Here is a 24541-nt window from a genome sequence, read left to right as displayed (position 1 = left end):
GCTGTTTTTAGTTTTCCTCCCCTGCCGGAAATGGTGATTACTTTCGTTAGGCGAGGTCAGTGGGGTTACGCGTAGGGTCGTGGGCATGACAATTAAGAGCAAAGTATTGCAAAAGGAAAGCCCTGAAGCGCCATTCAAAATCGTAGAAATCGAGCGCCGCGATCCGCGCGAAGACGATGTGGTCATTGATATCAAGGCTGCAGGTATTTGTCACTCCGATATTCACACCATCCGTAACGAGTGGGGTCAGGCGCACTTCCCCCTGACAGTGGGCCATGAGATCGCCGGCGTTGTGGAAGCTGTGGGTGATAAGGTCACCAAGTTCAAAGTGGGCGACCGCGTGGGCGTGGGCTGCCTAGTGAACTCCTGTGGCGAGTGCGAACAGTGCCGCAACGGCCAAGAGCAGAACTGCCTGAATGGCAACGTGGGCACCTATAACTCCGAAGACGTAGACGGGACCATTACTCAAGGCGGCTATGCCCAGAAGGTAGTAGTCAACGAAGACTTCGTGTGCACCATTCCAGAGGGTATTGACTTTGACGTCGCAGCCCCGCTGCTGTGCGCCGGAATCACCACCTATTCGCCGCTGGCTCGCTGGCAGGTTAAAGAAGGCGACAAGGTTGCCGTAGTAGGCCTAGGCGGCTTGGGCCACATGGGTGTGCAGATCGCTGCGGCAAAGGGCGCGGAAGTAACCGTGATTTCCCGCTCCCTGTGCAAGGAAAAGGAAGCCTATGAGCTGGGTGCAAAGCATATTCTGGCCACCGGTGAAGAGGAAGACTTCTTTGCCAACCACCGCGGCGAATTCGACGTCATCTTGTCCACCATATCTGCCCGGTACTCCCTCGATGACTATCTGCAGCTACTGAAGCCGCGCGGCATCATGTCCGTTGTCGGACTTCCGCCGGAGGAGCTGGGGATCCATATGAGCAGCCTCGTCGGCGGCGGCAAGGTGCTTACAGGTAATAATATCGGCGGCATTGCAGAGACCCAGGAGATGCTGGACTTCTGTGCCGAGCACGGTATCGGCGCCGTTATTGAAAAGATTGGCGTCAACGATGTTGATGACGCCTATGAGCGCGTAGTGCAAGGCGATGTAAAGTTCCGCTTCGTGATTGATACCGCGACCTTTGACGACTAAAGCGTTAGGTTGAATTCGCGGAACGTCAGAATGTGATTTAGCACAACATCGGTATGTGCCAGTAGGTGTTTAACGGGTCACTTACGTACCATTCCTTAAGGAACGCATATCGGTGTTGTGTAGCCCACGTGCTGGGGAGTGGGGGACAGGGGCCGCGCGCACCAGTATGCGAAAGATATTCGCTACAAAAGTTAGGCAACCGTGTCTTCTAAAAACATTATCGCCATTGCCATGTCCTTCGTGGGCTTGTTGGTCGGCGCCGGCTTTGCCACGGGCCAAGAGGTGGTGCAGTACTTCACCGCCTTTGGTTCTTGGGGCATTCCTGGCCTCATCATCGCCGCACTCGTCATGACCCTTGCCGGTACCGTGTTCTTGCAGTTGGGCAGCTACTTCCACGCTTCTGAACACAACACCGTTTTCCGCAATGTCACCCACCCGATCGTCTCCAAGTTGCTGGACATCGCGGTCATCATCACCCTCTTTGCTATTGGCTTTGTGATGTTGGCCGGCGCGGGTTCCAATATGGAGCAGCAGTTTGGCTGGAAGACGTGGATCGGCTCCACACTCATGCTGGTCTTGGTGCTTGTCGTGGGCATGCTCGACGTGGACAAGGTATCCAAGGTTATCGGTGCTGTAACACCGACCATCATCATTGCGGTCATTGGTGTAGCCATCTACACCGGCCTTAATATGCCGGATGACATCGGCGCCGCTATGGACGCCTCCAGTCAAATCGATACTCCGATTGGGAATTGGCTGATTTCCGCACTGAACTACAACGGCCTTGCCCTGATGCTTGCTGTGTCCATGTCCCTGGTTATCGGTGGCGATAATATTAGTCCGCGCGAGGCCGGCTGGGGCGGCGTTGTAGGCGGCGTCATCTACTCCATCATGATGGGCCTTGCCGGATTCTCCTTGTTGATGAACTCGGATAAGGCGCAAGGCTCCGATATTCCGATGCTGTCTTTGGTCGATGACGTCAATCCAACGTTGGGTGCGGTTATGGCGGTCATCATTTACTTGATGATCTTCAATACCGCCATCGGCATGTTCTACGCGCTGGGCAAGCGCCTATCTGCCGGTCATGAGAAGCGCTTCCCGGTTATCTTCGTTATCGGCTGCTTGGCTGGTTTCGCCGTTTCCTTCGCCGGCTTCAAGACCCTGATGAACTACATCTACCCCGTCATCGGTTACATGGGCATTCTGATGGTGGCCATCCTGGTCTTTGCTTGGTTCCGCAGCCAGTCGCAAATCCAGGATGAGGCCGTGCGCCGTGAGCGCGTACGTGCCCTCATGCACCTGAAGCTGCACCCGGACAAGGCATATGATGCTGAGCGCTATGACGATGAAATTGGCCAGCACATCGAGGACTCCAATATGGATAACGAGGCCCTCTACGATGAGCTGGTGGAGGAAGTCGCCGAAGAGCTCGATAGTGACGATGACGTGGACTTTGACAAAAAGGATTACGCAGAAAAGCGCCACGACTACTCCTATTACACCGAACGCGACGCGGTAGAAACCGACCGTACGCCGGAAGAAATTGAAAAGTGGGTCGAAGAAACCGGCGCATCCGGCGACCCGGAAGAAGATGAGGATCTGCCACAGGCTGACAATTCCAAGAATTAAGCGGACAATGGGTGCCATGAGCATCTATGCACCCGCATCTGACCGTTATGATTCGATGGAGTACCGCCGAGTAGGCAACTCTGGGCTGAAGCTGCCGGCCATTTCCCTTGGCCTATGGCAGAACTTCGGCGACGATCGTCCCCTGGCCACGCAGCGCGAAATCCTGCGCGCGGCGTATGACCGGGGGATTACTCATTTCGATTTGGCCAATAACTACGGCCCTGAACCAGGTGCCGCGGAGGAAAACTTCGGCCGCATCTTCACCCGCGATTTCCGCCCCTTCCGCGATGAAATGATCATTTCTTCCAAGGCGGGTTGGGTAATGAATGATTCACCCTACGGTTTCGGCGGCTCTCGCAAATACCTGGTGAGCTCCTTGGACGCTTCCTTGAAGCGCATGGGCTTGGACTACGTGGACATCTTCTACCATCACCGTCCGGACCCGGACACTCCGCTGGAAGAGACTCTTTATGCGCTGCGCGATATCGTGGCTTCCGGCAAGGCCCTCTATGTGGGCATTTCCTCCTATGGGCCGGAGCTTACCGCGGAGGCCATGGAGTTTATGGAAGATGAAGGCTGCCCGCTGCTGATTCATCAGCCCAGTTATTCCATTCTGAACCGCTGGATTGAGCGCCCGGGCGAGGATGGTGAGTCCCTTCTTGATGTCACGGCGCGCAGTGGGTTGGGTGTCATCGGCTTTGGTCCACTAGCACAGGGCATGCTGACGGATCGCTATATCGATGGCATCCCCGCAGATTCGCGCGCGGCGAAGAATAAGACCTTGGAAAAGGATTGGCTCAATGAGGAAAACCTTTCCATGATCCGCTCGCTCAACGATATTGCAGGCAAGCGTGGTCAGTCTCTGGCGCAGATGGCTATCTCGTGGGTGCTGCGTGATCAGGGGGATCGCACGCTTACCTCGGCGCTGTTGGGTGCTTCTTCGGTGGAGCAGCTTGAGCACAACTTGGGCGCGCTGGACAAGCTTGACTTCAGCGCAGACGAGCTTGCTGCTATTGATGACGCCGCCCATGACGCCGGAATCAACCGGTGGGCCGAGGCCACTGCTTCGCGCGTTCGCGGCGACTAGGCCGCTCCCGAGCCCCGGCCCCCTAGAGCAGGAGCAACTTGAGCGTTAGGCCAATCATGATGACGCCGATGCCGAAGTTGATCCAACGCCACACTGTGGGCCGGGACAGCACGTGGGAAAAGCGCGCGGCACCGAAGCCGATAAAGGGGAACCAGGTGAAGCTGGCACAGATTGCACCCACGGCGAAAAGCCAGCGCCCCGATTCGCCATATTGATTAGCAATGCTGCCGAGCATGACCACTACGTCCACGTAGGCGCCTGGGTTAAGCCACGTTAAGGCCAGGGCGGTCAATAGCGGCTTAACCCACGAAGGGGAGCGCTTGATCTCGACGCGAGCTGCGGTCTTGGTCGTGCTGCGTGCCTGAGAGCCATCGAAGGAAGCGACTTCCTGCGGAGATTTCGGCTCTGTCGATTCCACCTCGATGGCCTCGCCTTTGGTCTTGACCACATCGCGGAAGCAGGTAAAGGTGAAATACGCTAGGTAAGCGGCGCCAACATATTTCAGAACCTTAAGGGCGTTGGGGAATTTTTCTACCAAGTAGCCCACGCCGGCCGTGCCGGCGGTAATCAGGATGACGTCGGAAAGTGCGCAGACGGCAATGATGAGGCCAATGTGGTCTCGGCGGATGCCGTACTTGAGCAGCATGGCATTTTGCGGGCCGACGGCCACGATGAGCGATAATCCTAAAAAGAAACCAGCAAGCACGATGGACATGCCTTCTAGTGTGAATTCTTGGGCTGGATTAATCCAGTTAATGAATCTACAGTTGGTTTAGAATAGCTTCATGAACCCGGTGCACTTAGAAACATTGCTCGCCATCGTGGACGAAGGCAGCTTCGATGTCGCCGCTGCTGTACTCGGCATATCGCCGTCTGCGGTAAGCCAGCGAATCAAAGCCTTGGAGTCGAGCACGGGACGAGTACTCCTTCGCCGTGCCACCCCAGTAACCGCCACGGAAGCGGGGGAGATCCTGGTTCAATCCGCACGCCGCATGGCGTTGGTGCAGGCGGAGACGGATGCCCGCCTAGGCCACCGCTTGGCCCGGGTCCCGCTCTCTGTCGCGGTGAACTCGGATTCTCTAGCGACATGGTTTCGTAGGGTGCTTAGCGATACCGCGCGGCAGGGTGATGTCGCCCTGCGCATCCGGATTGAGGATGAGGCCCGCACCTTAGCCATGCTGCGGCGGGGCGATGTGCTTGGCGCGGTAACGAGGGAAGCCACGCCGGTCTCGGGCTGCGAGTCTAGCTTTTTGGGTACGATGCGGTATTTCCCAGTCGCGGCACCACATATTGCAGAAAGCTTCCATAGCGGCCACTTGACTTGGGAAACTATGCCCCTTGTAGGCTATGGGCCCAACGATCAAGTACTGGATGATGCGATGCGCGAGCGCTTCATTGATTCGGCCGTGGTGCGTGCCCGGGTATCACAGATTCCCTCTTCCGAGGGCTACCTGGAGGCCGTTCGCGTTGGCCTGGGGTGGGGATTGTTGCCCCAGGCCCAAGCGCTGCCCCTATTGGCGGCAAAAGAGCTGGTGCTTCTCGACGACTCGCCGCTCGATATTGACCTTTATTGGCAGCGTTGGCGCTTGGAGTCAGAGGTTTTGAGCGAACTTACGCGTTCGGTAATCGAGGCTGCGGGCGATCTAGTGGCGACGTAGTACGCATGCTCGCGCGGCGCGCCGTGGTGGGTACCACAAAAGTGCAGGCACGTCCCCTAAGTTGGAGCTATGAGCGATAAGCAGCAACCGGATAAAGCCACCCCGTTTGATGAGGATATGGACGTCCCTACCTACAACGCGAAGCCCGCTAGTAAGGATTCTGTCTCCGGCCAGGGAAAGTCGAAGCCTGGCCTCTTCGAGCGCGCCGGCCGCGCTGAGCCGCAGGAGATCAAGCCTTCCCAGGCGCAGCAGGATCACCCGGAAACCGAGGTACTGTCCTACTCCAGTGCGAATGAGGCCGCGCGTCGGGACAGTGGCGCCGGCGAGGAGACCGTAGCCTTCGCGCAACCGGAGTCCACCACGCCGGCCAGCGTAGAGCAGGAGACGGCACTTGCTACTGCCGACGCCCCTGCGGAAAACACCCTCAGCACTGAAACCGCAGAGGAGCGTGAGGCACGCCTACGGGCGGAACAAGAAGAAAAGGAAGGCTATCAACGCTATGGCCGCCGTGGCACCATCGATTTTGGTCTGCTATTCATTCGCATCGCACTGAGCGCCTACCTGATCATTGCCGGTGCAAAAACCTTTTTCGAGCTCGGTGATAGTCAGGGCTTGTCCGGTCTAGAGGGCGACTTTGCTAATTATGCCTGGGATACCGCACTGTCCATTGCGGTGCCGACCATGCAGCTTATCGCTGGTGTATTCTTGCTGCTCGGCCTCATTACGCCGCTGGCGGCCATGATTGGCCTGGTAGTGACCGGCTTTACCGCCGTCCACGAGCTAGCCCAGGCCGATGCCGGCCTGGACGTTTTTAGCTGGCCAGAATCCGTATGGCTTTCCTTGGTCCTCTTTGTCATCGCAGTGGGCCTGCAGTTTACTGGCCCAGGCTTTATCTCCCTAGACTTCAAGCGTTCGTGGGCACGCCGCCCACTGGGTACCTCGTGGATCTTTGTGCTCATCGGCGTAGCCATTCTCGTAGCACTGTGGTTCTTCGGCGCAGGAGTTAATCCGCTGAATTAGGTCTTGATAGATAGTCCGTCGCAATAGCGACGGATTTTCTTTTACTCTTGCTTTCCGGGGTGGAAAGTATGATACTTTCTAAAGTGGAAAACAACGAAAGGTTGAAGGCGAAAGGAACGACGATCATGGACGAGAGCGTGCACGAGGCACTGGCCTTCAATGAAGAAGTGGAGAAGGAACAAAGCGACAGACGGCGGACTGCGCTTAATGCCTTGTTTGCTGCAGCGCTGGCAGTACTTTGGTTTATCTTGATCCAATGGGGCAATGGCATGCCGTGGTGGTTGTCCCTTGGTTTAGTGGTGGTCTGCGTGGGAGTAGCTCTCTGGGTTGGCGCTCAGAAGCGCGACGTGCGCGCAGGTTATAGGCAAGATCCTTTCGCCCAGCCGCAGCCGGATAAGAAATACTACTTCGGAATCATTCTGATTTTTGTCCCTACGTTTTTCCAGACCTTTTTCGAAGGACACATGGTAATTGCGGCCGTAGCATCCACGCTGTGGGGACTCGCTGTCTTCTGGGTTTTTAACTCCGGTGCGATGGATCTGTCCACGCGAGACCACGAGAGTAATAAGCAGGCAAGCGACGATGAGTGAGCTTGATCCGGTAATCCACCCGCTTAATCGGTTTAAGATTTGTGCGGTGCTCAATGCGGCTGGCGCAGTGGAAGGCGCCATCAACAAAGAGATGCGCTTTGCAGCGATTCGGGACAAAGTTAATCAATCCGATGCCACGCTGTCTAAGCAGCTAAGCGCACTGGAAAAAGAGGGTTATATCAGCCGTTTTCGTGAGTATGGATCCTCGCGCGGCAAGGACACGGTATGGGTGATGCTCACGGCCAAAGGCAAGGCCGCATTCGATTCGCACCTTGCAGCGCTTAAGACGTTAGCAGGGCAGGAGTAGCGGTATTCGCGTTCCGGTTATTGTGCTGGGAGGCATAGAAAGCGGCTGCGAAAAGCGCGACGGTCAGTATGGTTAGCCACACAAAGTCATCCACCCAGAACTTCTGGTAGCGCTCCATGGCGTGGACATCGACTTGATCGCCCCACCACCATTTGGGAGGGACGGTTAGCAGCATGGCTGCCCAGGCGATAAGGACGGTCAAGAGGCTGCCCGCAGCCCCTCCAGACGGCAGCCAGGACCAAGCGCGGTAGACGAAGACCGGGATAATGAGCGTGAGCCAGACCCAGTGGTGCGACCAGGAAACAGGGGAGATGAGGAGGAGGGTGAGAGCGGTGACCAATTGGGCGTCGACAAGCAAGTGCTTCTCGCACAGTCGCTTGATAAGCCACGCAGCAAAGGCAATAACTACTAGGGAAGCTGCGAGCCACGCAAGGTTGATCGTCAGTCCATTGGCGTCCATGGCTTCCGTAGAGGAATACATGCGCTGAATGGCGCCCTTGATGGAACTATTGGACTGGTAGTCGGTTGCGACGCCGAAGTCGCCGCCAGAGCCCATATCGAGCAATTTTGAGCTGAAGAACTCTACGAATGCGTCCCAGCGGAAGGCTGCGGCGAGGAGGGTGGCAGCGACTGCGGAAAGGAAAGCCGTGGCAATCTGCTTCCATTCCTTGCGCACGAGGAAGTAGAGTAGCATCGCCAGTGGGGTAATTTTGATAGCGGCGGCCAAACCAATCAAGACGCCCTGCGGCAGTAAGCGCTTGCGCGGAACGAGGTCGAGGATAACGAGTGTCATGACCACGATATTGATCTGTGCAAAACCATTGTTGAGGTCAACCGGTTCGAAGCGCAAGGCAATGGCCCAAGTAATGGCGGTAACGGGCAGGAGGAACTCCGGCTTCTTTAGCACCGCCTTGAAGACAAAGTAGAGGCAGACAAGCAGGAGTAGATCGGAAAGGACGACCATAATGTCGCCCGCCATATCGTGGTCAATGCCGTCAAAGGCCGTGATCGGAACCATGACGAGCGCGCCAAAGGGCGGATAAATGAAGGGAAGTTCGACATCGCCGGCCAGCATGGGCTCGCTATAGACGGAGCGATGCTCAAGGAAGGCCTTGACGCCTTCGCGGTAGATCACCATATCGATGGGGAAGTCCGTGATGCGGGTGTCCTGAACAACCTTTCGGGCGCCACAGAGGAGCCCCAGCAGAGCTAAGGCATAACGGAAAAATGGGGTGCGCGCGAGTTTCATCGCAGTACACTTTATGCGATCTGCAGGTAAACGGGCGTGCACCCCACCGAGGCACAGCAATTTAGCAGCTATCTCCTGCTAATTCACATAACCGTCGACCACGCGTACCGCGCCGCGGTCGGCAGAGGTTGCCATGGCCGCATACGCGCGCAGCGCCTTGGTGATCGGTCGGTTGCGGCTCACTGGAGTCCAGGGGTGCTCGCGCAGTTCTTGGGCAGCGCGGCGGCGCTCCAGCACGTCCTCGTCCACATCCAGGGTGAGTTGGCGCTCGTGGATGTCGATGGTGATGGTGTCGCCATTTTCGATGAGCCCGATTAGGCCCTGGTGGGCCGCCTCGGGGGAAATGTGGCCGATGGAAAGGCCGGAGGTGCCGCCGGAAAAGCGGCCGTCGGTAATCAAGGCGCATGCCTTGCCCAACCCGGCGCCCTTGAGGAAAGAGGTTGGGTGGAGCATCTCCTGCATGCCAGGGCCGCCGGACGGGCCTTCATAGCGAATGACCACCACGTCGCCCGGTTGAACTTCCTTGTTCAGGATTATCGATACGGCCTCTTCCTGGGATTCGACCACACGAGCAGGTCCAGAGAAGGTCCACAGCTCTTCATCGACGCCCGCTGCCTTCACGATGGCACCGTCTGGAGCCAGGTTTCCGCGCAGGACAACGAGGCCGCCGTCGGAAGAAAAGGCATGATCGGCGTCATGAATGCAGCCATTAGCGGCGTCAGTATCGAGCTCGTCCCAGCGGTTGGATTGGGAAAATGGTTCGGTGGTGCGCACGCCGCCGGGGGCGGCGAGATAAAGCTCACGGGCCTCATCGGTGGCGTGCGGGTTGCGGATATCCCAATCATCGAGCCACTGCTCGGCGTTATCGTACAGCGCCGTATGCACCTTCAAGTTCAGGTGCCCGGCGCGGCGAAGTTCTCCCAAGATGGCGGGGATGCCGCCGGCGCGGTGGACATCCTCAATGTGGTAGGTGCCATTGGGCGCGACCTTGGACAGGCAAGGCACGCGGTAGGAGATGTCATTAATGTCATCGAGGGTGAAATCCACCTCGCCTTCCTGTGCGGCTGCAAGCGTGTGCAGGATGGTGTTGGTGGATCCGCCCATGGCCATGTCTAGCGCCATGGCGTTGGTGAAGGCTTCCTTGGTGGCGATATTGCGGGGGAGAACGGATTTGTCCTCCTCGCCGTAATAGCGGCGGCACATATCGACGATGGTGGATCCGGCCTTTTCAAATAGGCTGCGGCGAGCCGTGTGGGTGGCCAGGGTGGTGCCGTTGCCGGGCAGCGCCAGGCCGAGTGCCTCGGTCAGGCAGTTCATCGAATTGGCGGTAAACATGCCAGAACAGGACCCGCAGGTGGGGCAGGCGGATTCCTCTACCTGGGACAAGCCTTCATCAGATACCGCGTCATTGGCGGAGGCGGTGATAGCGGTGATGAGGTCAGTGGGGGCGTGGGCTACGCCATCAACCACGACGGCTTTGCCGGCCTCCATCGGTCCGCCGGAGACGAAAATGGTGGGAATGTTCAGGCGCAGCGCCGCATTGAGCATGCCCGGGGTGATTTTATCGCAGTTGGAGATGCACACCAGGGCGTCGGCAGTGTGGGCATTGGCCATGTACTCGATGGAATCGGCGATGATTTCGCGCGAAGGCAGCGAGTAGAGCATGCCGCTGTGCCCCATGGCGATGCCATCATCGACAGCGATGGTATTGAATTCCTTCGGTACACCGCCGGCCTCGCGTACGGCGTCGGCGACGATATCGCCAACGTTTTTAAGGTGTACGTGGCCGGGGACGAATTGGGTATAGGAGTTGGCAATGGCGACGATCGGCTTGCCAAAGTCATTTTCCTTGGTGCCGGTGGCCCGCCAGAGGGCGCGGGCTCCAGAGGCTTGGCGGCCGACGGTAGTTACTTTTGAACGCAGCGGGAACATGGTTTTCAGTCACCATTCCTTCAAGGATGTGTGTGGGGGTGTAGGCGGCGTATTTAGTTTTCGGCCGAAGGCTTGAGCTCGGGGTGGCGCTCGAGGTAGTCCTCATACTCTTCTTTGCTGAGGAGGACTTGTTGGCCGTCACGGTGGACAATTACCACCTTGTCATCTGCCGCTTCACGGCCCTGGGTAAGGGCGTCAGGGATGCGGCCGCGGGAGGCCTCCGAAAGTCGCGGGAGCGAGTTAAAGGTAACGCCGGGCAGGCTGTGCTCCGCGCCGGCCTTGGTGCGGGCGAAGGCGCGGGCGCGTTGGAAGCCGATTCCGGCAAAATCGTCCCATGCGATCTGGATATTTTTCCGGAATGCGTAAGAGATGGCGATTCCAGATTCGGAGACTTTGGTACGGGATTTTATGACCCACCACAATCCGAGGATGGGGATTATGAACAGCCATGCGAGGTATTTGGGGGCCCATCCGATGCTTAGTAGAGCAATGGCGGACAGGATGAGGATGCCCAAGATGTGGTCGCGGGATGGCTTGAAAACCTCTGCCTGGGTGGTGGACTGACGAGGTTTGTTGTCCTTAGGTGGTGGAGTCATAGTGTGCAAGCCTAATTCACTAAGGCCGGCAAGGGCGAACCTATTTTTCAGGCGTGTCCCACCAGGTGGGAATGCGATCCCAAAAGGGGGTAATCTCCACGAGTGTAATACCTATCAATGTATAGTCATGCCCATGATCATTATTCGACTTCAGGTAGTACCAACGCGGTGGTGACCGCGACGCCTCATGACGTCGACGCATTTCGCCCCCGCAGACAGAAAAGCCCGCGGGGGCTTTGTTCATATCTGGAGCCGGTGCCAATGATGATCAGGACCAGTAATAGACCATTCCAAGGAGCACATTAACCGTGGTTACGACAACTTCGCCCACGCCCGCTTCGGTGGCTGCAGCCTCACGCGCCCACGCTCCGGAGCGGATGAGTGGTGCCCACGCCATTGTCCGCACTCTCGAAGACTTGGGAACCGATCTCGTCTTCGGCATTCCAGGCGGTGCCGTGCTTCCTCTATACGATGCCTTGCACACCTCGACCAAGCTGCGCCATGTGCTCACCCGCCATGAACAGGGTGCCGGCCACGCCGCCGAAGGCTACGCCCAAGCTTCCGGCAAGGTAGGCGTATGCATTGCCACCTCCGGGCCGGGTGCGACCAACTTGGTGACAGCGCTTGCCGACGCCAACCTGGACTCCGTTCCTATCGTTGCCATCACCGGCCAGGTGGGCAGCAACCTCTTGGGAACCGATGCCTTCCAAGAGGCCGATATTCGCGGCGTGACGATGCCGATTACCAAGCACAACTACATCGTGACGGAACCGAGCCAGATTCCAGCTGCCATTGCAGCCGCATTCCATCTGGCGTCTACGGGCCGTCCGGGGCCGGTCTTGGTGGATATCCCGAAGGACGTGCAAAACGGTGAATTGGAATATTCCTTCCCGGCTACGTTTGACCTGCCTGGATATAAACCGACGACCAAGCCACACTCTCGCCAGATCGCGCAAGCGGTTGAGCTCATTGCACAGGCAGAAAAGCCGGTCATCTATGCCGGCGGCGGTGTCATCAAGGCCGAGGCAGCCAAGGAGCTGCGCGAGTTTGCGGAATTTTCCGGAATCCCTGTCGTGACTACGCTCATGGCCTTGGGGGCCTTCCCGGAATCTCATCCGCTCCACATGGGCATGCCGGGCATGCATGGCACCGTCCCTGCAGTTGCGGCCATGCAGCGAGCTGACCTGTTGATTACTATCGGCGCGCGATTTGATGATCGAGTAACCGGTGATACCTCCACTTTTGCCCCTGAGGCCCAGGTAATTCATGCTGATATTGACCCGGCTGAAATTGGGAAAATCCGCGACGTTGCCGTGCCAATCGTGGGTGATGCCCGCAACGTGTTGGCAGGTCTCTTAAAGGAGTACCGTAAGAACTCCGCGGTGAAATCTCCGGAAGTAGGCCCATGGCGGGATTACCTCGATGGGCTCAAGGAACGGTTCCCCCGTGGCTATGATCCCATTCCGGATGGGCAGCTCAATCCCCAATTTGTGTTGGAAAAGCTGAGTGAAACCGTAGGTCCTGAGGCTATCTACTGTGCCGGTGTGGGACAGCACCAGATGTGGTCGGCACAGTTCATTGATTTTGAGCATCCACGCTCTTGGATCAACTCCGGCGGTGCCGGAACCATGGGCTATGCCGTGCCGGCGGCCCTCGGCGCCAAGGCAGCATGCCCGGATAAAGAAGTGTGGGCGATTGACGGTGACGGTTGCTTCCAAATGACCAACCAGGAACTCACCACCGCGGCATTGGAGGGCTTTCCGTTTAAGGTTGCCGTCATTAATAACGGCAACCTCGGTATGGTCCGGCAGTGGCAGACACTATTCTTTAATGAGAACTACTCCAATACCAAGCTGCGAGAACGAGATGTCTATACCCCAGACTTTGTCCGCTTGGCAGAGGCGCTGGGATGCGAGGCCATCCGAGTCACCTGTGAGGAAGAAGTAGTGCCGGCCATTGAACGGGCCCGCGCAATCAATGACCGCCCAGTGGTCCTTGACTTCATCGTTGGTGAGGATGCCCAGGTCTGGCCAATGATTGGCGGTGGGGCGTCCAACGAAGAAATTCAATATGCCCGTGGCTTGCGCCCGCTGTTTGATGACAATGAATCGGCAGCAGAAGCTCCTGCCGATATCGACGAGACTATCCAGGAGGTATAGGCATGGCACCCAGTGACGTTTCCCGGCATACTCTGTCGGTCCTGGTAGAAGACGTCGAAGGGATCCTGTCCCGTGTGACCGGCATGTTTTCCCGGCGTGGGTACAGCATCATTTCGCTGGTTTCTGCCCAGACGGAAAATCCAGGGATTAACCGGCTGACCATCGTGGTTGATGCTTCCGAAAGGATTATGGAGCAGGTAACCAAGCAGCTCAACAAGATTGTGCCGGTCATCAAGGTGGTGGAGCTCGAGGCGGACTCGACCGTGGCGCGTGCCCTGATGCTGGTCAAGGTGGCTGCGAATAACGCCAACCGGCCGCAGGTGGTCGATGCCGTTAATATCTTCCGTGCCCGCGTGGTAGACGTGGCACAAGAATCAGTGGTGGTGGAGGCTACCGGTACTCCTGGAAAGCTAGCGGCGCTTCTCGACGTCCTGGAGCCATTCGGTGTGCTCGAGCTGGTGCAGTCTGGTGACGTGGCCTTGGGGCGTGGTCCCAAGGCGATGGCACCCCCACGAAATTAAATCCCACTATATGGGCGCTGCGTCTCACACAGTGGTATAGTGCTAGGTGGGACGTTAACTCATTGAACTTACAATCACTACAGAATTGAGGACTACGACATGGCTATTGAAACCTTCTACGACGATGATGCGGATCTGTCCATCATTCAGGGTCGCAAGGTAGCCGTTATTGGTTACGGCTCCCAGGGGCATGCACACTCGCAGAACCTGCGCGATTCCGGCGTCGAGGTTGTTATTGGTCTGCGTGAAGGTTCCAAGTCGGCGGCCAAGGCTGAGGAAGCAGGCTTTGCGGTCAAGACCGTTGCAGAGGCTGCCAAGTGGGCAGACGTAATCATGCTGCTGGCACCAGATACCTCTCAGAAGCAGATCTTTGAAGATGAAATTGCCCCCAACTTGGAAGACGGCAATGCGCTGCTGTTTGGGCACGGCTTGAATATCCACTTTAAGCTGATTGAACCGCAAGCCAATGTCACCGTTGGCATGGTTGCGCCTAAGGGGCCTGGTCATCTGGTTCGCCGCCAGTTCGTTGATGGCAAGGGTGTTCCGTGCCTGATTGCTACCGAACAGGATCCTAAGGGCGAAGGCCACGATCTGACCCTGTCTTATGCAGCAGCCATCGGTGGTGCGCGTGCCGGCGTTATCCCGACGACCTTCGAAGCAGAGACGGTTACTGACCTCTTTGGTGAGCAGGCTGTTCTGTGCGGTGGCGTAGAGTTCCTGATTCGCACCGGCTTCGAGGTTCTGACTGAGGCTGGATACGAGCCAGAAATGGCCTACTTTGAGGTGCTGCACGAGATGAAGCTCATCGTGGACCTGATGTTTGAGGGCGGCATCGCCAACATGAACTACTCGGTATCTGATACCGCCGAGTTTGGCGGCTACATTTCTGGCCCTCGCGTTATTGATGCCGATGCCAAGCAGCGCATGAAGGATATCTTGTCCGATATCCAGGATGGCACCTTCACCAAGCGCCTGCTGGCCAATATTGAGGGCGGCAACAAGGAGCTGGAGAGTCTGCGTGAGGAATTTGCGCAGCACGAAATTGAAAAGACCGGCACCAAGCTGCGCGATTTGATGAGCTGGGTCAAGAACCCGCTGGATGCTACTGCCTAGAAATAAAAGGCGGCGTCTATAGTGCAAACCAGTGCAAACCCACGGTGAACAGGCATGTTTACCGTCGGTTTTGCTTTATTTGTTTCAGGTAAAACTCCAGTGCGGGGAGTAGGATGAGGGCCATGGGTTTTACGACGCCAAGCTATGACCTCAAAGACCTCTTTGCACGAATTGATCGCGGGGATATCCAGTTACCTGACTTCCAGCGCAGCTATGCCTGGGATGAAGATCGTATTCGATCTCTTATTGTTTCCGTGCTGCGCGGCTATCCCATCGGCGCGCTCATGGCTCTTGACACCCGAAACGAAAAGATGCGCTTCCGTCCCCGTGCCCTTGCGGGCGCACCTGACACTGGCGTCGACCCCGGCTTGCTCCTTTTGGACGGGCAGCAGCGCCTGACCACCCTGTATCACTGCTTCAACGGCGAGGGCTTTGTAGATACCACTGACTTCCGCAAGAAGAAGATTCACCGCCGCTTCTTTATCGATATTCGCGCGGCCGTTCGCGGAGATCTAATGCCGGATGATGCCATCTTCGCGGTCAATCAAGACGGTAAGATTCGCTCGCACTTTGCACCAGCAATTGAGGGCGATGTCCTAACGCGCGAAGATGCACTAGAGAATATGTGCATTCCCGTGGCTTCTTTGCTCAGTGAAGACGGCGTCGGCATGCTTTTTGAACTTGCGGCAACCAAGCAGGAATACAGCGCGGAACTGGCTGCCTTTAATAATCGCATCGTTCGACCTTTGTCCGGCTATGACCTGCCAATGATTCGACTTTCCCGCGAGACGGAGCGAGCCGGAATCGGCTCGATTTTCGCTCAAGCGAACTCGGCCGGTTTGCAGATGGACGTATTCGATCTGCTTACTGCCGTCTTTGCCTCTGAGGACCCCAGCTTCCACTTGGCCGCTGATTGGCACGAAGTGGAAAAGGACCTGCGGAAGTCTCCAGCCTTGGACGGAATTGGCCGCACCGAGTTTCTCTCCGCAATATCGCTTCTGGTCTCCGGTGAAAAGGGCTGTGCCGGTGGCCAGCGCGAAGATATTTTGAAATTGTCATTGGCGGAGTACAAGTCGGCAGCTAACGATCTGCGCATCACCTTCCGCGAGGTATCAGAGTTCTTGGCGCAGCGCTGCATCCTTAGCATGGATCAGGTTCCGTTTAATGAGCAGATTGTTCCCCTAGCAGTCATTATCGCCCGCTTGGCCAAGCGCGGGGGAGCGCTTTCTACCGAGCAGTCCTGGAACCGTATTAACCAATGGTTCTGGTGTGGCGTCTTTGGCGAGCTCTACGGCTCTTCTGCGGTGCAGCTGCGCGCAGCTCGCGACGTGGATGAGGTCACCGAATGGGTAGCCGGTGCAACGGATGAGGCGCCGAAGACCGTTACCGATGCCACCTTCCGTGAGTCCCGTCTGCTTTCCGTAGATGGCAAAGATGGCGTATGGCACGGACTCTATGCCCTCCTCATGGCGCGCGGCGCGAAGGACTGGCGCACCGGAAAAGCCTTTACCCGGCATACCTTTGAAGAGCTCAAGCCAGGCTTTTTCCCTGTGTTCCCGCTCAATTGGTGCAAGCGTCACGGAGTTGATCCCGTCTTGGCTGAGTCGGTGATGAACTACACCCCGATGGGCAAACGAACCGAGGTAGTGCTCGACGGTTTCGCCCCCAACCGCTACCTACCTCGCGTTCAGTCCAAGTCCATCATGGAAGATGCGCAATTTGATGAGGTGCTAGCATCCCACGAAATGAACCTGGATTTCCTGCGCGCATCACAGCCGCGTGAATTCCTTGCGGACCGCCGTCACCGTTTCTTGGGCATCGTGGAATATGCTTTAGGTAAACCCGTTATCCGCGATGTGGATGAAGCAAACCTGTGTGGTGGAGAGGAAGGTCCGCAAGCTTTTGATCGCTAAATCTGTGCGCTTGGCCGCTACAGTGCTTGTTGCTTCCCTAGCGCTAGCAGCCTGTGGCACTCCGGTCACAGAATCCAAGCTGGTCAGGCGCGGTCTGTCCGATTTGGATGAGTCCGAAATCGATCTCAGCAAGGCCAAGGCGGAAAACCAAAACCGTCTTATTGATCCGAAATTTGATGGCAAGTTGGTCATTGTTAATGACCCCATTGGAATTGAAGCCAGCCGCCTATTTTTTGAAGATTCGGATTCGCTTGTCCTTTTTTCCCCGGATGATAAATCCATTCTTCGTGCAGCAACCTTGGCGGTAAACCAGCATTTGCCGGCGGTGCAGTATGACGATGCTAGGCGTTTGGAAATCCATAAGCTGCTCACGGACTTGGGAGTAAGTCGCCTGGTGGTAATCGGTGACGTGCCGTGGACGGAAACCTCTGGTGAATTCAGCGTGATCAAGGATCCAGGAACGCATAGGGCACTAGGGGAGTTCACGGCATTCCAGTATGGTTCCAAGGTGGTAGCCTCGCCGGAGCAGATGGTAAAGGATATCGCACGGCTGGATAAGACTCCCCATATGGAGCTGCGTCCTGCCTGGGTGCCGTATGAAGGCGAACTTGATGCTGGCGAGGAAAAGAATCAACCCATCCCAGCACAGTCCCGCAGGGACGGCCAGATGGCGCCAAATATTGTTGCCACTAAGGATAGCCCCATCGCAAACGTCATTACTGCGGCAGCCTACGGCGGAAGAGTTTTGGTCATGCCGACTGCCGATCCGCTAGCGGATAAGCACAGCATGGCTGCTGTAGCGGGCCTGGAGGACGGCGCCTTAGTAGCCTTGGGGCCGGAATTCGGTCGAGTGAAAGAATTTAAGGCAAAAATCAAGCAGGGCACTCCTGACTGAACTACACTTCCTTGACATGCGGACAACCCGCGTGCACCGCATTTCACTTAAGCGAAGGAAGATATGTCGAAGCCGGTAGTCCTTATTGCCGATAAATTAGCCCAGTCCACGGTTACGGCCTTGGGGGACTCTGTTGAGGTCCGTTGGGTGGATGGGCCGAATCGCGCCGAGCTCCTTGCCGCGGTTCCGGAAGCCGAGGCCTTGCTGGTGCGCTCTGCCACAACCGTTGATGCAGAGGTATTGGAAGCGGCCACAAAGCTCAAAATTGTGGGCCGGGCCGGAGTAGGACTGGACAATGTCGATATTCCGGCAGCCACAGACAAGGGCATCATGGTGGTCAATGCGCCAACATCGAATATTCACTCTGCGTGTGAACAGGCCATCGCACTGCTCTTAGCGACGGCGCGCCAAGTACCAGCGGCCGACCGGTCCCTGCGCGAAGGGGAGTGGAAGCGCTCTTCTTTCAAGGGCGTAGAGGTCTACGGAAAGACCATCGGCATTGTTGGCTTTGGGCACATTGGCCAGCTTTTTGCCCAGCGTATGAAGTCCTTTGAGACGACCATCATCGCGCACGATCCCTATGCCAACCCAGCTCGCGCGGCGGCGTTGGGCGTGGAATTAGTTGAGCTAGAAGAGCTGATGTCGCGTTCCGATTTCGTGACCATTCACCTGCCAAAGACTCCGGAGACGGCCGGAATGTTTGATAGGGAACTTTTGGCCAAGGCGAAGCCAGGACAGATTCTCATTAACGCAGCGCGAGGAGGTTTGGTAGATGAAGCGGCTCTGGCTGAGTCTATCGAGTTGGGACCTCATCGAGGTGCGGGCTTTGACGTTTATGCCACGGAACCGTGCACTGATTCTCCGCTCTTTAAGCTGCCGCAGGTCACCGTGTCCCCGCACCTAGGCGCCTCCACTGTAGAGGCCCAGGACCGTGCGGGAACCGATGTAGCGGAGTCTGTCTTGAAGGCGCTTGAAGGAGAGTTTGTGCCGGATGCGGTCAACGTCTCCGGCGGGGCAGTGAGAGAAGAGGTTGCTGGTTGGTTGGACCTCGCCCGCAAGCTAGGACTTACTGCTGGCCGTCTTTTGGGTCAGGCCCCCGTTGCCGTCGAGGTGGAGGCCTGTGGCGAGTTGTCTACCGAAGACGTGGAGGTGCTAGGACTTTCTGCCGTCCGAGGTCTGTTTAGCGGCGTGACTTCGGAGCCGGTGACCTTTGTCAATGCAATGCAGATCGCGAATAGTCGTGGGGTAGAGGTGGAGGTTTCTACTAATGCGGAATCCAAGGGGCACCGCTCTTCCTTGCAGGTGAAGGTTATTGGTGCCGATGGCGAGATCTCCTCGCTCACCGGCGCACTTATCGGCATCGATGGAACCGAAAAGTTCATTCGCATCAACGGCCGCGGCGTAGATATGCGTGCTACCGGCCGCAACCTCTTCTTCCGCTATGCGGATGCCCCAGGTGCATTGGGAACGGTAGGCACCAAGTTGGGCGCTGCGGGAATTAATATCGTGGCGGCCGCTCTTACACACGGTAAACAGGAATCTGATGCTGTGTTAATTCTGCGCGTGGAAGCCGAGGTGCCAGAGCATCTCATCGCCGAAATTAATGCGGCCTTGGGGGCTGAATGCGAACAGCTGAACATGGAAGCATAAGGCTGCAGCCGGTAACAGAATCTCAACCCGCGTGGTGCTAGGTAATTTCCTGCGCTACGCGGGTTTGTTTTGATAAGGTACTTCCATATCCACTCTGCGAGAAAGGAATCTTACCTAATGAAACTTGCGGTGATTGGCGGCGACGGAATTGGACCAGAAGTGACGGCTGAAGCGCTCAAGGTGCTGCGAGCCGTTCGCTCCGATATCGAGACTACCGAGTACGACCTCGGTGCGCGGCGTTATCTGCGCAATGGGGAGCTTCTCACGGACGCTGATTTGAAGAGCCTGCGCGAGCACGATGCGATCCTTTTGGGAGCGATCGGCGCCCCAGGTGAGGTACCGCCAGGCGTGCTGGAGCGGGGGCTTTTGCTTAAGATGCGGTTTGCGCTGGATCATCACGTGAACCTGCGCCCCTCCAGGCTTTATCCCACCGCTTCCTCGCCGCTGGCTGAACCGGGCGATATCGATTTCGTTGTGGTGCGCGAAGGTACCGAGGGTTTGTACTGTGGAAACGGCGGTACCTTGCGAGAGGGAACTGAGCACGAGGTGGCCAGCGAGGTATCGCAAAATACTCGTTTCGGCGTGGAGCGTGTAGTGCGCGATGCGTTTGCGCGGGCAGCGCAGCGCCGTAAGCATCTGACCTTGGTGCACAAAACAAATGTCTTGGTCAATGCTGGTGGGTTGTGGCAGCGCACCGTTAATGAAGTCGCCGCCGAGTTTCCAGAGGTTCGGGTGGATTACCAGCATATTGATGCTGCAACCATCTATATGGTGACAGATCCGGCGCGCTATGACGTTATTGTCACCGATAACCTTTTTGGAGACATTCTCACCGATTTGGCGGGCGCGGTAACTGGCGGTATTGGCCTTGCTGCCTCCGGAAACATCGATGCCTCTGGCACGAATCCTTCCATGTTCGAGCCGGTGCATGGTTCTGCGCCAGATATTGCGGGTAAGGGGATTGCAGACCCAACGGCGGCAATCTTGTCCGTCGCTATGCTTCTTCGTCACCTAGGTGATGGGTCTAATGCGCAGCGGATTGAGGATGTGGTGGCACAGGATGTTGCGCACCGCGATGCCGAACCAATAAAGACCGTTGAAGTCGGTGACCGGATCGCCAAGCTTCTCGTCGCATAGAGGTGGGCCTCTTATGTCAGGCGCTTTCCGACGCCCCAGGCGCCCAGCGTTTCCTGGCGTAGCCCGCAGTAGGGCCAGCAATGGCATTTAAAGGGTAAAGGAAATTTACTCAAATTAACTAATTAACACCGTATCCTTTGCACACATGTGAAGGTGGCTATTGAGTAGGATTACCGCTATGCGTTTAGGACGAATTGCACACCCAGAAGGAATCTGTTTCGCCGTTATCGATGGGCCAAAAGACGCCCCAATGGAAGATCTAGTAGCAAAGGAAATTGCCGGCACGCCCTTCACCCCACCGGAGCCGACCGGTCGCGAGTGGAACCTTAACGAGGTTCGCCTGTTGGCGCCGACCCTTCCCACCAAGGTGGTAGCGCTTGGACGCAACTATGCGGACCACGTTGCCGAGGTTTTCAAAAAGTCTGCTGATAGCCTGCCTCCCACTATTTTTATCAAGCCATCTACCGCGGTCATTGGCCCGGATGCCGCGATCAAGATCCCGGACTACGCCACCAACGTCGAGTTTGAGGGCGAGCTAGCCGTGGTCATTTCTAAGCCGTCGAAAAACATCAAGGCCGAGAACTGGAAAGACCACGTGTTGGGATACACCATCTGTAACGACGTTTCCTCCCGTGACCTGCAGTTCAAAGACGGTCAATGGGCTCGTGCCAAGGGCATTGACACCTTCTGCCCGCTCGGCCCGTGGATCGAAACCGATCTGGATAGCTTGAATCTAGACGATCAGAAGATTAATGCTTATCTGACGCACGAGGATTCTCGCGAGCAAAAGCAGGATTCCAATACGGACCAGATGATCGTGAAGATGGGCGGAATTTTGGAGGAGATCTCCGCTGCCTACACCTTGCTGCCCGGCGATGTCATCACCACCGGGTCCCCAGCCGGCACCGCTCCCATGGTTCCAGGAGACACCATCGAAATCGAGATCCCAGGCCTCGGCACCCTGCGCAATTCCATTCACCGTGTATAACCCATGCCACCAAGAACACCGCGCCTACGTACCCACCTCCGAGGAAATGGAGGAACGCTACCAGAGTACTGAGCGGCTGTGGTCGGGCAATCCCAATGAGACCCTTGTCGATTATGCTGCGAAGCTGACTCCTGGCACGGCCCTTGATATCGGGTGTGGAGAAGGCGCGGATGCGCTCTGGCTAAAGAACCACGGCTGGGAGGTGTTGGGCATTGATTTCGCTCCGACTGCTGTGGCGCGCACCAAAGCCCACGGCGTCGCAGCGCAGGTCACAACGTTTAGCGACTTTAGCCATGAGCCCTTTGACTTGGTCAGCGTCCATTATGGTGGGGTACGCGCCACACTAAAAGAGGTGGAAAAGCTAGAGCGATTGGTGGCTCCAGGCGGAACACTGCTCTTTGTCCATCACGATATGGAGTCGGCAGAGGTAGCGATGCCGGAATGGTTAGCGGAAAACCTGCGCGAGCTGGAGACGGTCGAGCTAACTCGTCGTGAGCGCCATCTGACGGAAGGCGCGGGTGCGCACCACCAAAGCGATGTCGTGCTCGTCGCCAAGCGTGCAGCCTAGAGGCTGAGCGCCTTCAAAATGGTGCGCAGCTTGGCTGTGGTTTCTTCCAACTCCGCTTGGGCATCAGAATCGCCGACGATGCCTCCACCGGCCCAGGCGCGCGCCGATAGCCCATCGCCGGCCACTTCTGCGCAGCGGATGGCTACCATGTACTCGCCGTCGCCGGAGCTATCGCACCAGCCGACCGCTCCGGCATAGAATCCACGGTCCGTTTCCGCAGTCTCAATAAGGGCCTGGGCGGCTTCGGCCGGGGTGCCACAGATGGCCGGTGTGGGGTGTGCTGCCAGGGCAAGCTCAAGAGCAGTCAAGTCTTTATCCTTGAGTGTTCCGGAAATTGGCGTACCAAGGTGCCACATCTCATTGGTGCTAATAAGTTGCGGGGTGTCCGGAATGTCTAGCCGCTCGCATAACGGGCTAAGCGCCCGCCGCAGGTGTTCCACTACGAAGGAATGCTCGTGGAGATCCTTGGCAGAATGCAAGAGATCTTGACCAGCGATGTGGTCCTCAGCCGCTGAGGTGCGGCGCGGAGAGGAGCCCGCCAAGGGGAAAGCAGAAACGGTTGAGCCCTGACGCTTGACCAAAACCTCTGGGGAAGAACCAACCAGCATCGCGCCCGGCCGGCCAGCCGGGGAGAGATCAGCAATGAATCCGTCACGGTTGGCGGAGAGATCGATAAGGCGCGCCGCTACGAGGCGCGGATTGATAGCTTCCGGGAATTCGATGTCTACAGCGCGGGCTAAAACTACCTTTTCTAGTTTGGAGGTTTCGATCGTGCCGATGGCTGCCTCCACGCGGCGAAGGTGCTCCTCAGGCTCCGGATCGAAGCCAACCACGCGGGAGCTTAAACTTTGGTTGCGATAATAGGCGTGTGGCTCCAGTGGGCCTTCTTCGCGGATAATCGTCTCCGGAACGGTGAGTGCCGCGGGGGTGTCCGAATCGAAAGGGATTGCACCGACGACCATCTCTACGTCTTTGCTGCGGAGAGCGGAAATTGCCGTATCGGCGTCATTAAAAGTGTGGCGCGCACCTTGGGTACGGACAGACCCCGTTGCTCGCGAGAGCAAAAAATCGGGGGCGGTGCTTGGTCTGTCTTCGTGCATGAAAATATAGCTTAATGCCTTGGGCTTTTCTTACAGAATTGAGTGTGCACTGGGCGTGTAAACAGTGTCTCTAGTGAAGATTGTGGTTAATTTTAACTTTGTGGCTAATGTTACTAAGTTTCTTCACTATTCCCTGTACCTGATCCTTATTGGTGTGCTGGCTAGTGGGGCGCTGCTGAGTGCTTCTCCTGCCCGCGCTCAAGAGGCGCCTGCTCCTGCACCGGCTCCAGCGCCAGCACCGGCCCCAGCTCCGGCGCCCGAAAACGCGAAGCCGGTTATTCCGCAGCCAGATGGATCCCACCTTGTTCCAGAAGGCGCTAAAGAATCTACCCCGGCGCCAGCAGGAAAAGGTAGCGGAGAAGACAACCCAGCACCTGCGCCTGAGGGTTCATCGCTGCCGGAGCCGGCGCCGCGGCCAGCGATGGTAGATACCAGCATTAATCCCAACCCCCCGTTTAAGCCGGGTTCCATACAGTCGCTCAATATGGAGCATGAAGGAAAGACCCGCAGGTATCTATTGCGTATTCCCAATAACTATTCGCCGGATAAGGCTGCGCCTGTTCTTTTTGGATTCGGTGGGTGGGGAGATTCCCCGGAGAACTACTCCAGCTACGCACGCATGCAGACCACTGAGGCCCATAACGAGGCCATCATCGTCTATCCAGAGGGATTTGAGCGAGCTTGGGAGGCAGCGCCCTATGCCAAGACCCGCGATGGGGAGGACATCCGCTTCATCAAGCGCATTCTTGACTCTGTGGACAAGGACTACCACGTTGATAGAAACCGCGTATACGCCATGGGCATGTCCAACGGCGGCGGCTTTACCTCTGTGCTGGGCTGCCACGCCCAAGATACCTTCGCCGCTGTAGCCATGGTCTCGGGTGCATTTTATAACCCGGTCGAGGTCAACTGTGCAGATGCGCCGATGAATACCCTCATCATGCATGGTGTCAATGACAAGATGATGACCTATGAAGGCGGTGACCGGCACGAGGCTGGTTACTTGCCAGTGCGCACCGTGCTCGGCGGCTACCTGAAGCGCAATCGCTGCGATATGACCTTCCAATCCACTCCGGAGGCTGGCGGTTCCGAACGCCTGAGCTTCAATGGCTGCCAGAAGGATGTACAGCTGGTCAAGGTTCCACAGGACCACACCTGGTTCTGGCAGCCAGATACTCCACGGGTGGTCTGGGACTTCCTCTCGTCCAAGGCCAGGGTATAAAACAGCGGCGCTTAGTCACGGATAAGGCCCAGAGGAGAGATCCTCTGGGCCTAGTTTTATTGTTGGCTG

Annotated in this window: 22 protein-coding genes; 17 read left to right on the top strand and 5 right to left on the bottom strand. The window is 57.1% G+C overall.

From position 1 onward, the window contains the following. Positions 1-85: 85 nt before the first annotated feature. The 3 genes from QP971_RS00480 to QP971_RS00470 all read left to right on the top strand — a co-directional run bounded on the left by QP971_RS00480 (position 86) and on the right by QP971_RS00470 (position 3854). The gene (locus QP971_RS00480) at positions 86-1138 is read left to right on the top strand and encodes an NAD(P)-dependent alcohol dehydrogenase (protein WP_284786706.1); all 1053 of its coding nucleotides are present in this window, start codon (positions 86-88) and stop codon (positions 1136-1138) included. Positions 1139-1339: 201 nt separating this feature from the next. Next, positions 1340-2767: a YkvI family membrane protein gene (locus QP971_RS00475; protein WP_284786707.1), complete on the top strand. Its 1428-nt coding sequence runs from the start codon at positions 1340-1342 to the stop codon at positions 2765-2767. Between the two features lie 16 nt (positions 2768-2783). Continuing rightward, positions 2784-3854, top strand: a complete 1071-nt coding sequence (locus QP971_RS00470) for an aldo/keto reductase (RefSeq protein WP_284786710.1) — start codon at positions 2784-2786, stop codon at positions 3852-3854. A 22-nt stretch (positions 3855-3876) separates the two neighbouring features. Here the strand turns inward: QP971_RS00470 and QP971_RS00465 are convergent, their stop codons facing one another. Next, entirely contained in the window at positions 3877-4569 is a 693-nt protein-coding gene (locus QP971_RS00465) for a LysE/ArgO family amino acid transporter (RefSeq protein WP_284810497.1), read from the bottom strand. Between the two features lie 70 nt (positions 4570-4639). Between QP971_RS00465 and QP971_RS00460 the strand changes: the two genes are divergently transcribed. From QP971_RS00460 to QP971_RS00445, 4 genes are all read left to right on the top strand, one after another. After that, a complete protein-coding gene (locus tag QP971_RS00460) occupies positions 4640-5512 on the top strand; it encodes a LysR family transcriptional regulator ArgP (RefSeq protein WP_284810496.1) in 873 nt (290 codons plus the stop codon). A gap of 69 nt (positions 5513-5581) precedes the next feature. Further along, positions 5582-6532, top strand: a complete 951-nt coding sequence (locus QP971_RS00455; protein WP_284810495.1) for a DoxX family protein — start codon at positions 5582-5584, stop codon at positions 6530-6532. Between the two features lie 83 nt (positions 6533-6615). After that, on the top strand, positions 6616-7122 hold the full coding sequence (locus QP971_RS00450; protein WP_284810494.1) for a hypothetical protein: 507 nt from the start codon (positions 6616-6618) through the stop codon (positions 7120-7122). Then, positions 7115-7429: a transcriptional regulator gene (locus QP971_RS00445; RefSeq protein WP_239235847.1), complete on the top strand. Its 315-nt coding sequence runs from the start codon at positions 7115-7117 to the stop codon at positions 7427-7429. The genes QP971_RS00450 and QP971_RS00445 overlap by 8 nt, the downstream gene beginning before the upstream one ends. On the opposite strand, the gene QP971_RS00440 is transcribed toward QP971_RS00445, so the two are convergent. The 3 genes from QP971_RS00440 to QP971_RS00430 form a co-directional block, all read right to left on the bottom strand. Continuing rightward, complete coding sequence (locus QP971_RS00440; protein WP_284810492.1) at positions 7404-8678, bottom strand: glycosyltransferase family 87 protein; 1275 nt, start codon at positions 8676-8678, stop codon at positions 7404-7406. The two genes, QP971_RS00445 and QP971_RS00440, sit on opposite strands and share 26 nt — an antisense overlap. Before the next feature lie 78 nt (positions 8679-8756). Further along, entirely contained in the window at positions 8757-10610 is a 1854-nt protein-coding gene (gene ilvD, locus QP971_RS00435; protein WP_284810491.1) for a dihydroxy-acid dehydratase, read from the bottom strand. A 53-nt stretch (positions 10611-10663) separates the two neighbouring features. Continuing rightward, positions 10664-11206 (bottom strand): PH domain-containing protein, encoded by a 543-nt coding sequence (locus tag QP971_RS00430; protein ID WP_198492929.1) that lies wholly within the window; start codon positions 11204-11206, stop codon positions 10664-10666. 308 nt (positions 11207-11514) lie between these two features. Between QP971_RS00430 and QP971_RS00425 the strand changes: the two genes are divergently transcribed. The 9 genes from QP971_RS00425 to QP971_RS00385 all read left to right on the top strand — a co-directional run bounded on the left by QP971_RS00425 (position 11515) and on the right by QP971_RS00385 (position 22150). Then, positions 11515-13365: an acetolactate synthase large subunit gene (locus QP971_RS00425; protein ID WP_239272954.1), complete on the top strand. Its 1851-nt coding sequence runs from the start codon at positions 11515-11517 to the stop codon at positions 13363-13365. Between the two features lie 2 nt (positions 13366-13367). Beyond that, positions 13368-13886 (top strand): acetolactate synthase small subunit, encoded by a 519-nt coding sequence (ilvN, locus tag QP971_RS00420; protein WP_005327728.1) that lies wholly within the window; start codon positions 13368-13370, stop codon positions 13884-13886. A 99-nt stretch (positions 13887-13985) separates the two neighbouring features. Continuing rightward, positions 13986-14999: a ketol-acid reductoisomerase gene (gene ilvC, locus QP971_RS00415; RefSeq protein WP_005327729.1), complete on the top strand. Its 1014-nt coding sequence runs from the start codon at positions 13986-13988 to the stop codon at positions 14997-14999. Positions 15000-15121: 122 nt separating this feature from the next. Then, positions 15122-16912, top strand: a complete 1791-nt coding sequence (locus QP971_RS00410) for a GmrSD restriction endonuclease domain-containing protein (RefSeq protein ID WP_284810489.1) — start codon at positions 15122-15124, stop codon at positions 16910-16912. Further along, on the top strand, positions 16902-17807 hold the full coding sequence (locus QP971_RS00405; RefSeq protein ID WP_284810487.1) for a hypothetical protein: 906 nt from the start codon (positions 16902-16904) through the stop codon (positions 17805-17807). The genes QP971_RS00410 and QP971_RS00405 overlap by 11 nt, the downstream gene beginning before the upstream one ends. A 63-nt stretch (positions 17808-17870) precedes the next feature. Further along, positions 17871-19457 (top strand): phosphoglycerate dehydrogenase, encoded by a 1587-nt coding sequence (gene serA / locus QP971_RS00400; protein WP_284810486.1) that lies wholly within the window; start codon positions 17871-17873, stop codon positions 19455-19457. Between the two features lie 117 nt (positions 19458-19574). Beyond that, positions 19575-20594 carry a 3-isopropylmalate dehydrogenase gene (locus QP971_RS00395; RefSeq protein ID WP_284810485.1) on the top strand — a complete coding sequence of 340 codons (1020 nt, stop codon included), beginning with the start codon at positions 19575-19577 and terminating at the stop codon, positions 20592-20594. Positions 20595-20772: 178 nt separating this feature from the next. Continuing rightward, positions 20773-21582, top strand: coding sequence for a fumarylacetoacetate hydrolase family protein (locus QP971_RS00390; protein WP_284810484.1), 810 nt, complete (start codon positions 20773-20775; stop codon positions 21580-21582). 46 nt (positions 21583-21628) lie between these two features. Then, the gene (locus QP971_RS00385; protein ID WP_284786792.1) at positions 21629-22150 is read left to right on the top strand and encodes a class I SAM-dependent methyltransferase; all 522 of its coding nucleotides are present in this window, start codon (positions 21629-21631) and stop codon (positions 22148-22150) included. Here QP971_RS00385 and QP971_RS00380 read toward each other — a convergent pair. Then, on the bottom strand, positions 22147-23250 hold the full coding sequence (locus QP971_RS00380; protein ID WP_284810483.1) for an isochorismate synthase: 1104 nt from the start codon (positions 23248-23250) through the stop codon (positions 22147-22149). The two genes, QP971_RS00385 and QP971_RS00380, sit on opposite strands and share 4 nt — an antisense overlap. 100 nt (positions 23251-23350) lie before the next feature. Here QP971_RS00380 and QP971_RS00375 point away from each other — a divergent pair, with 100 nt between their 5' ends. Then, entirely contained in the window at positions 23351-24472 is a 1122-nt protein-coding gene (locus tag QP971_RS00375; protein WP_284810482.1) for a CE1 family esterase, read from the top strand. Positions 24473-24541: the final 69 nt, after the last annotated feature.

It is taken from the genome of Corynebacterium marquesiae (assembly GCF_030229635.1).
Taxonomy (GTDB): domain Bacteria; phylum Actinomycetota; class Actinomycetes; order Mycobacteriales; family Mycobacteriaceae; genus Corynebacterium; species Corynebacterium marquesiae.
This window is presented reverse-complemented; position numbering and strand designations above follow the sequence as displayed.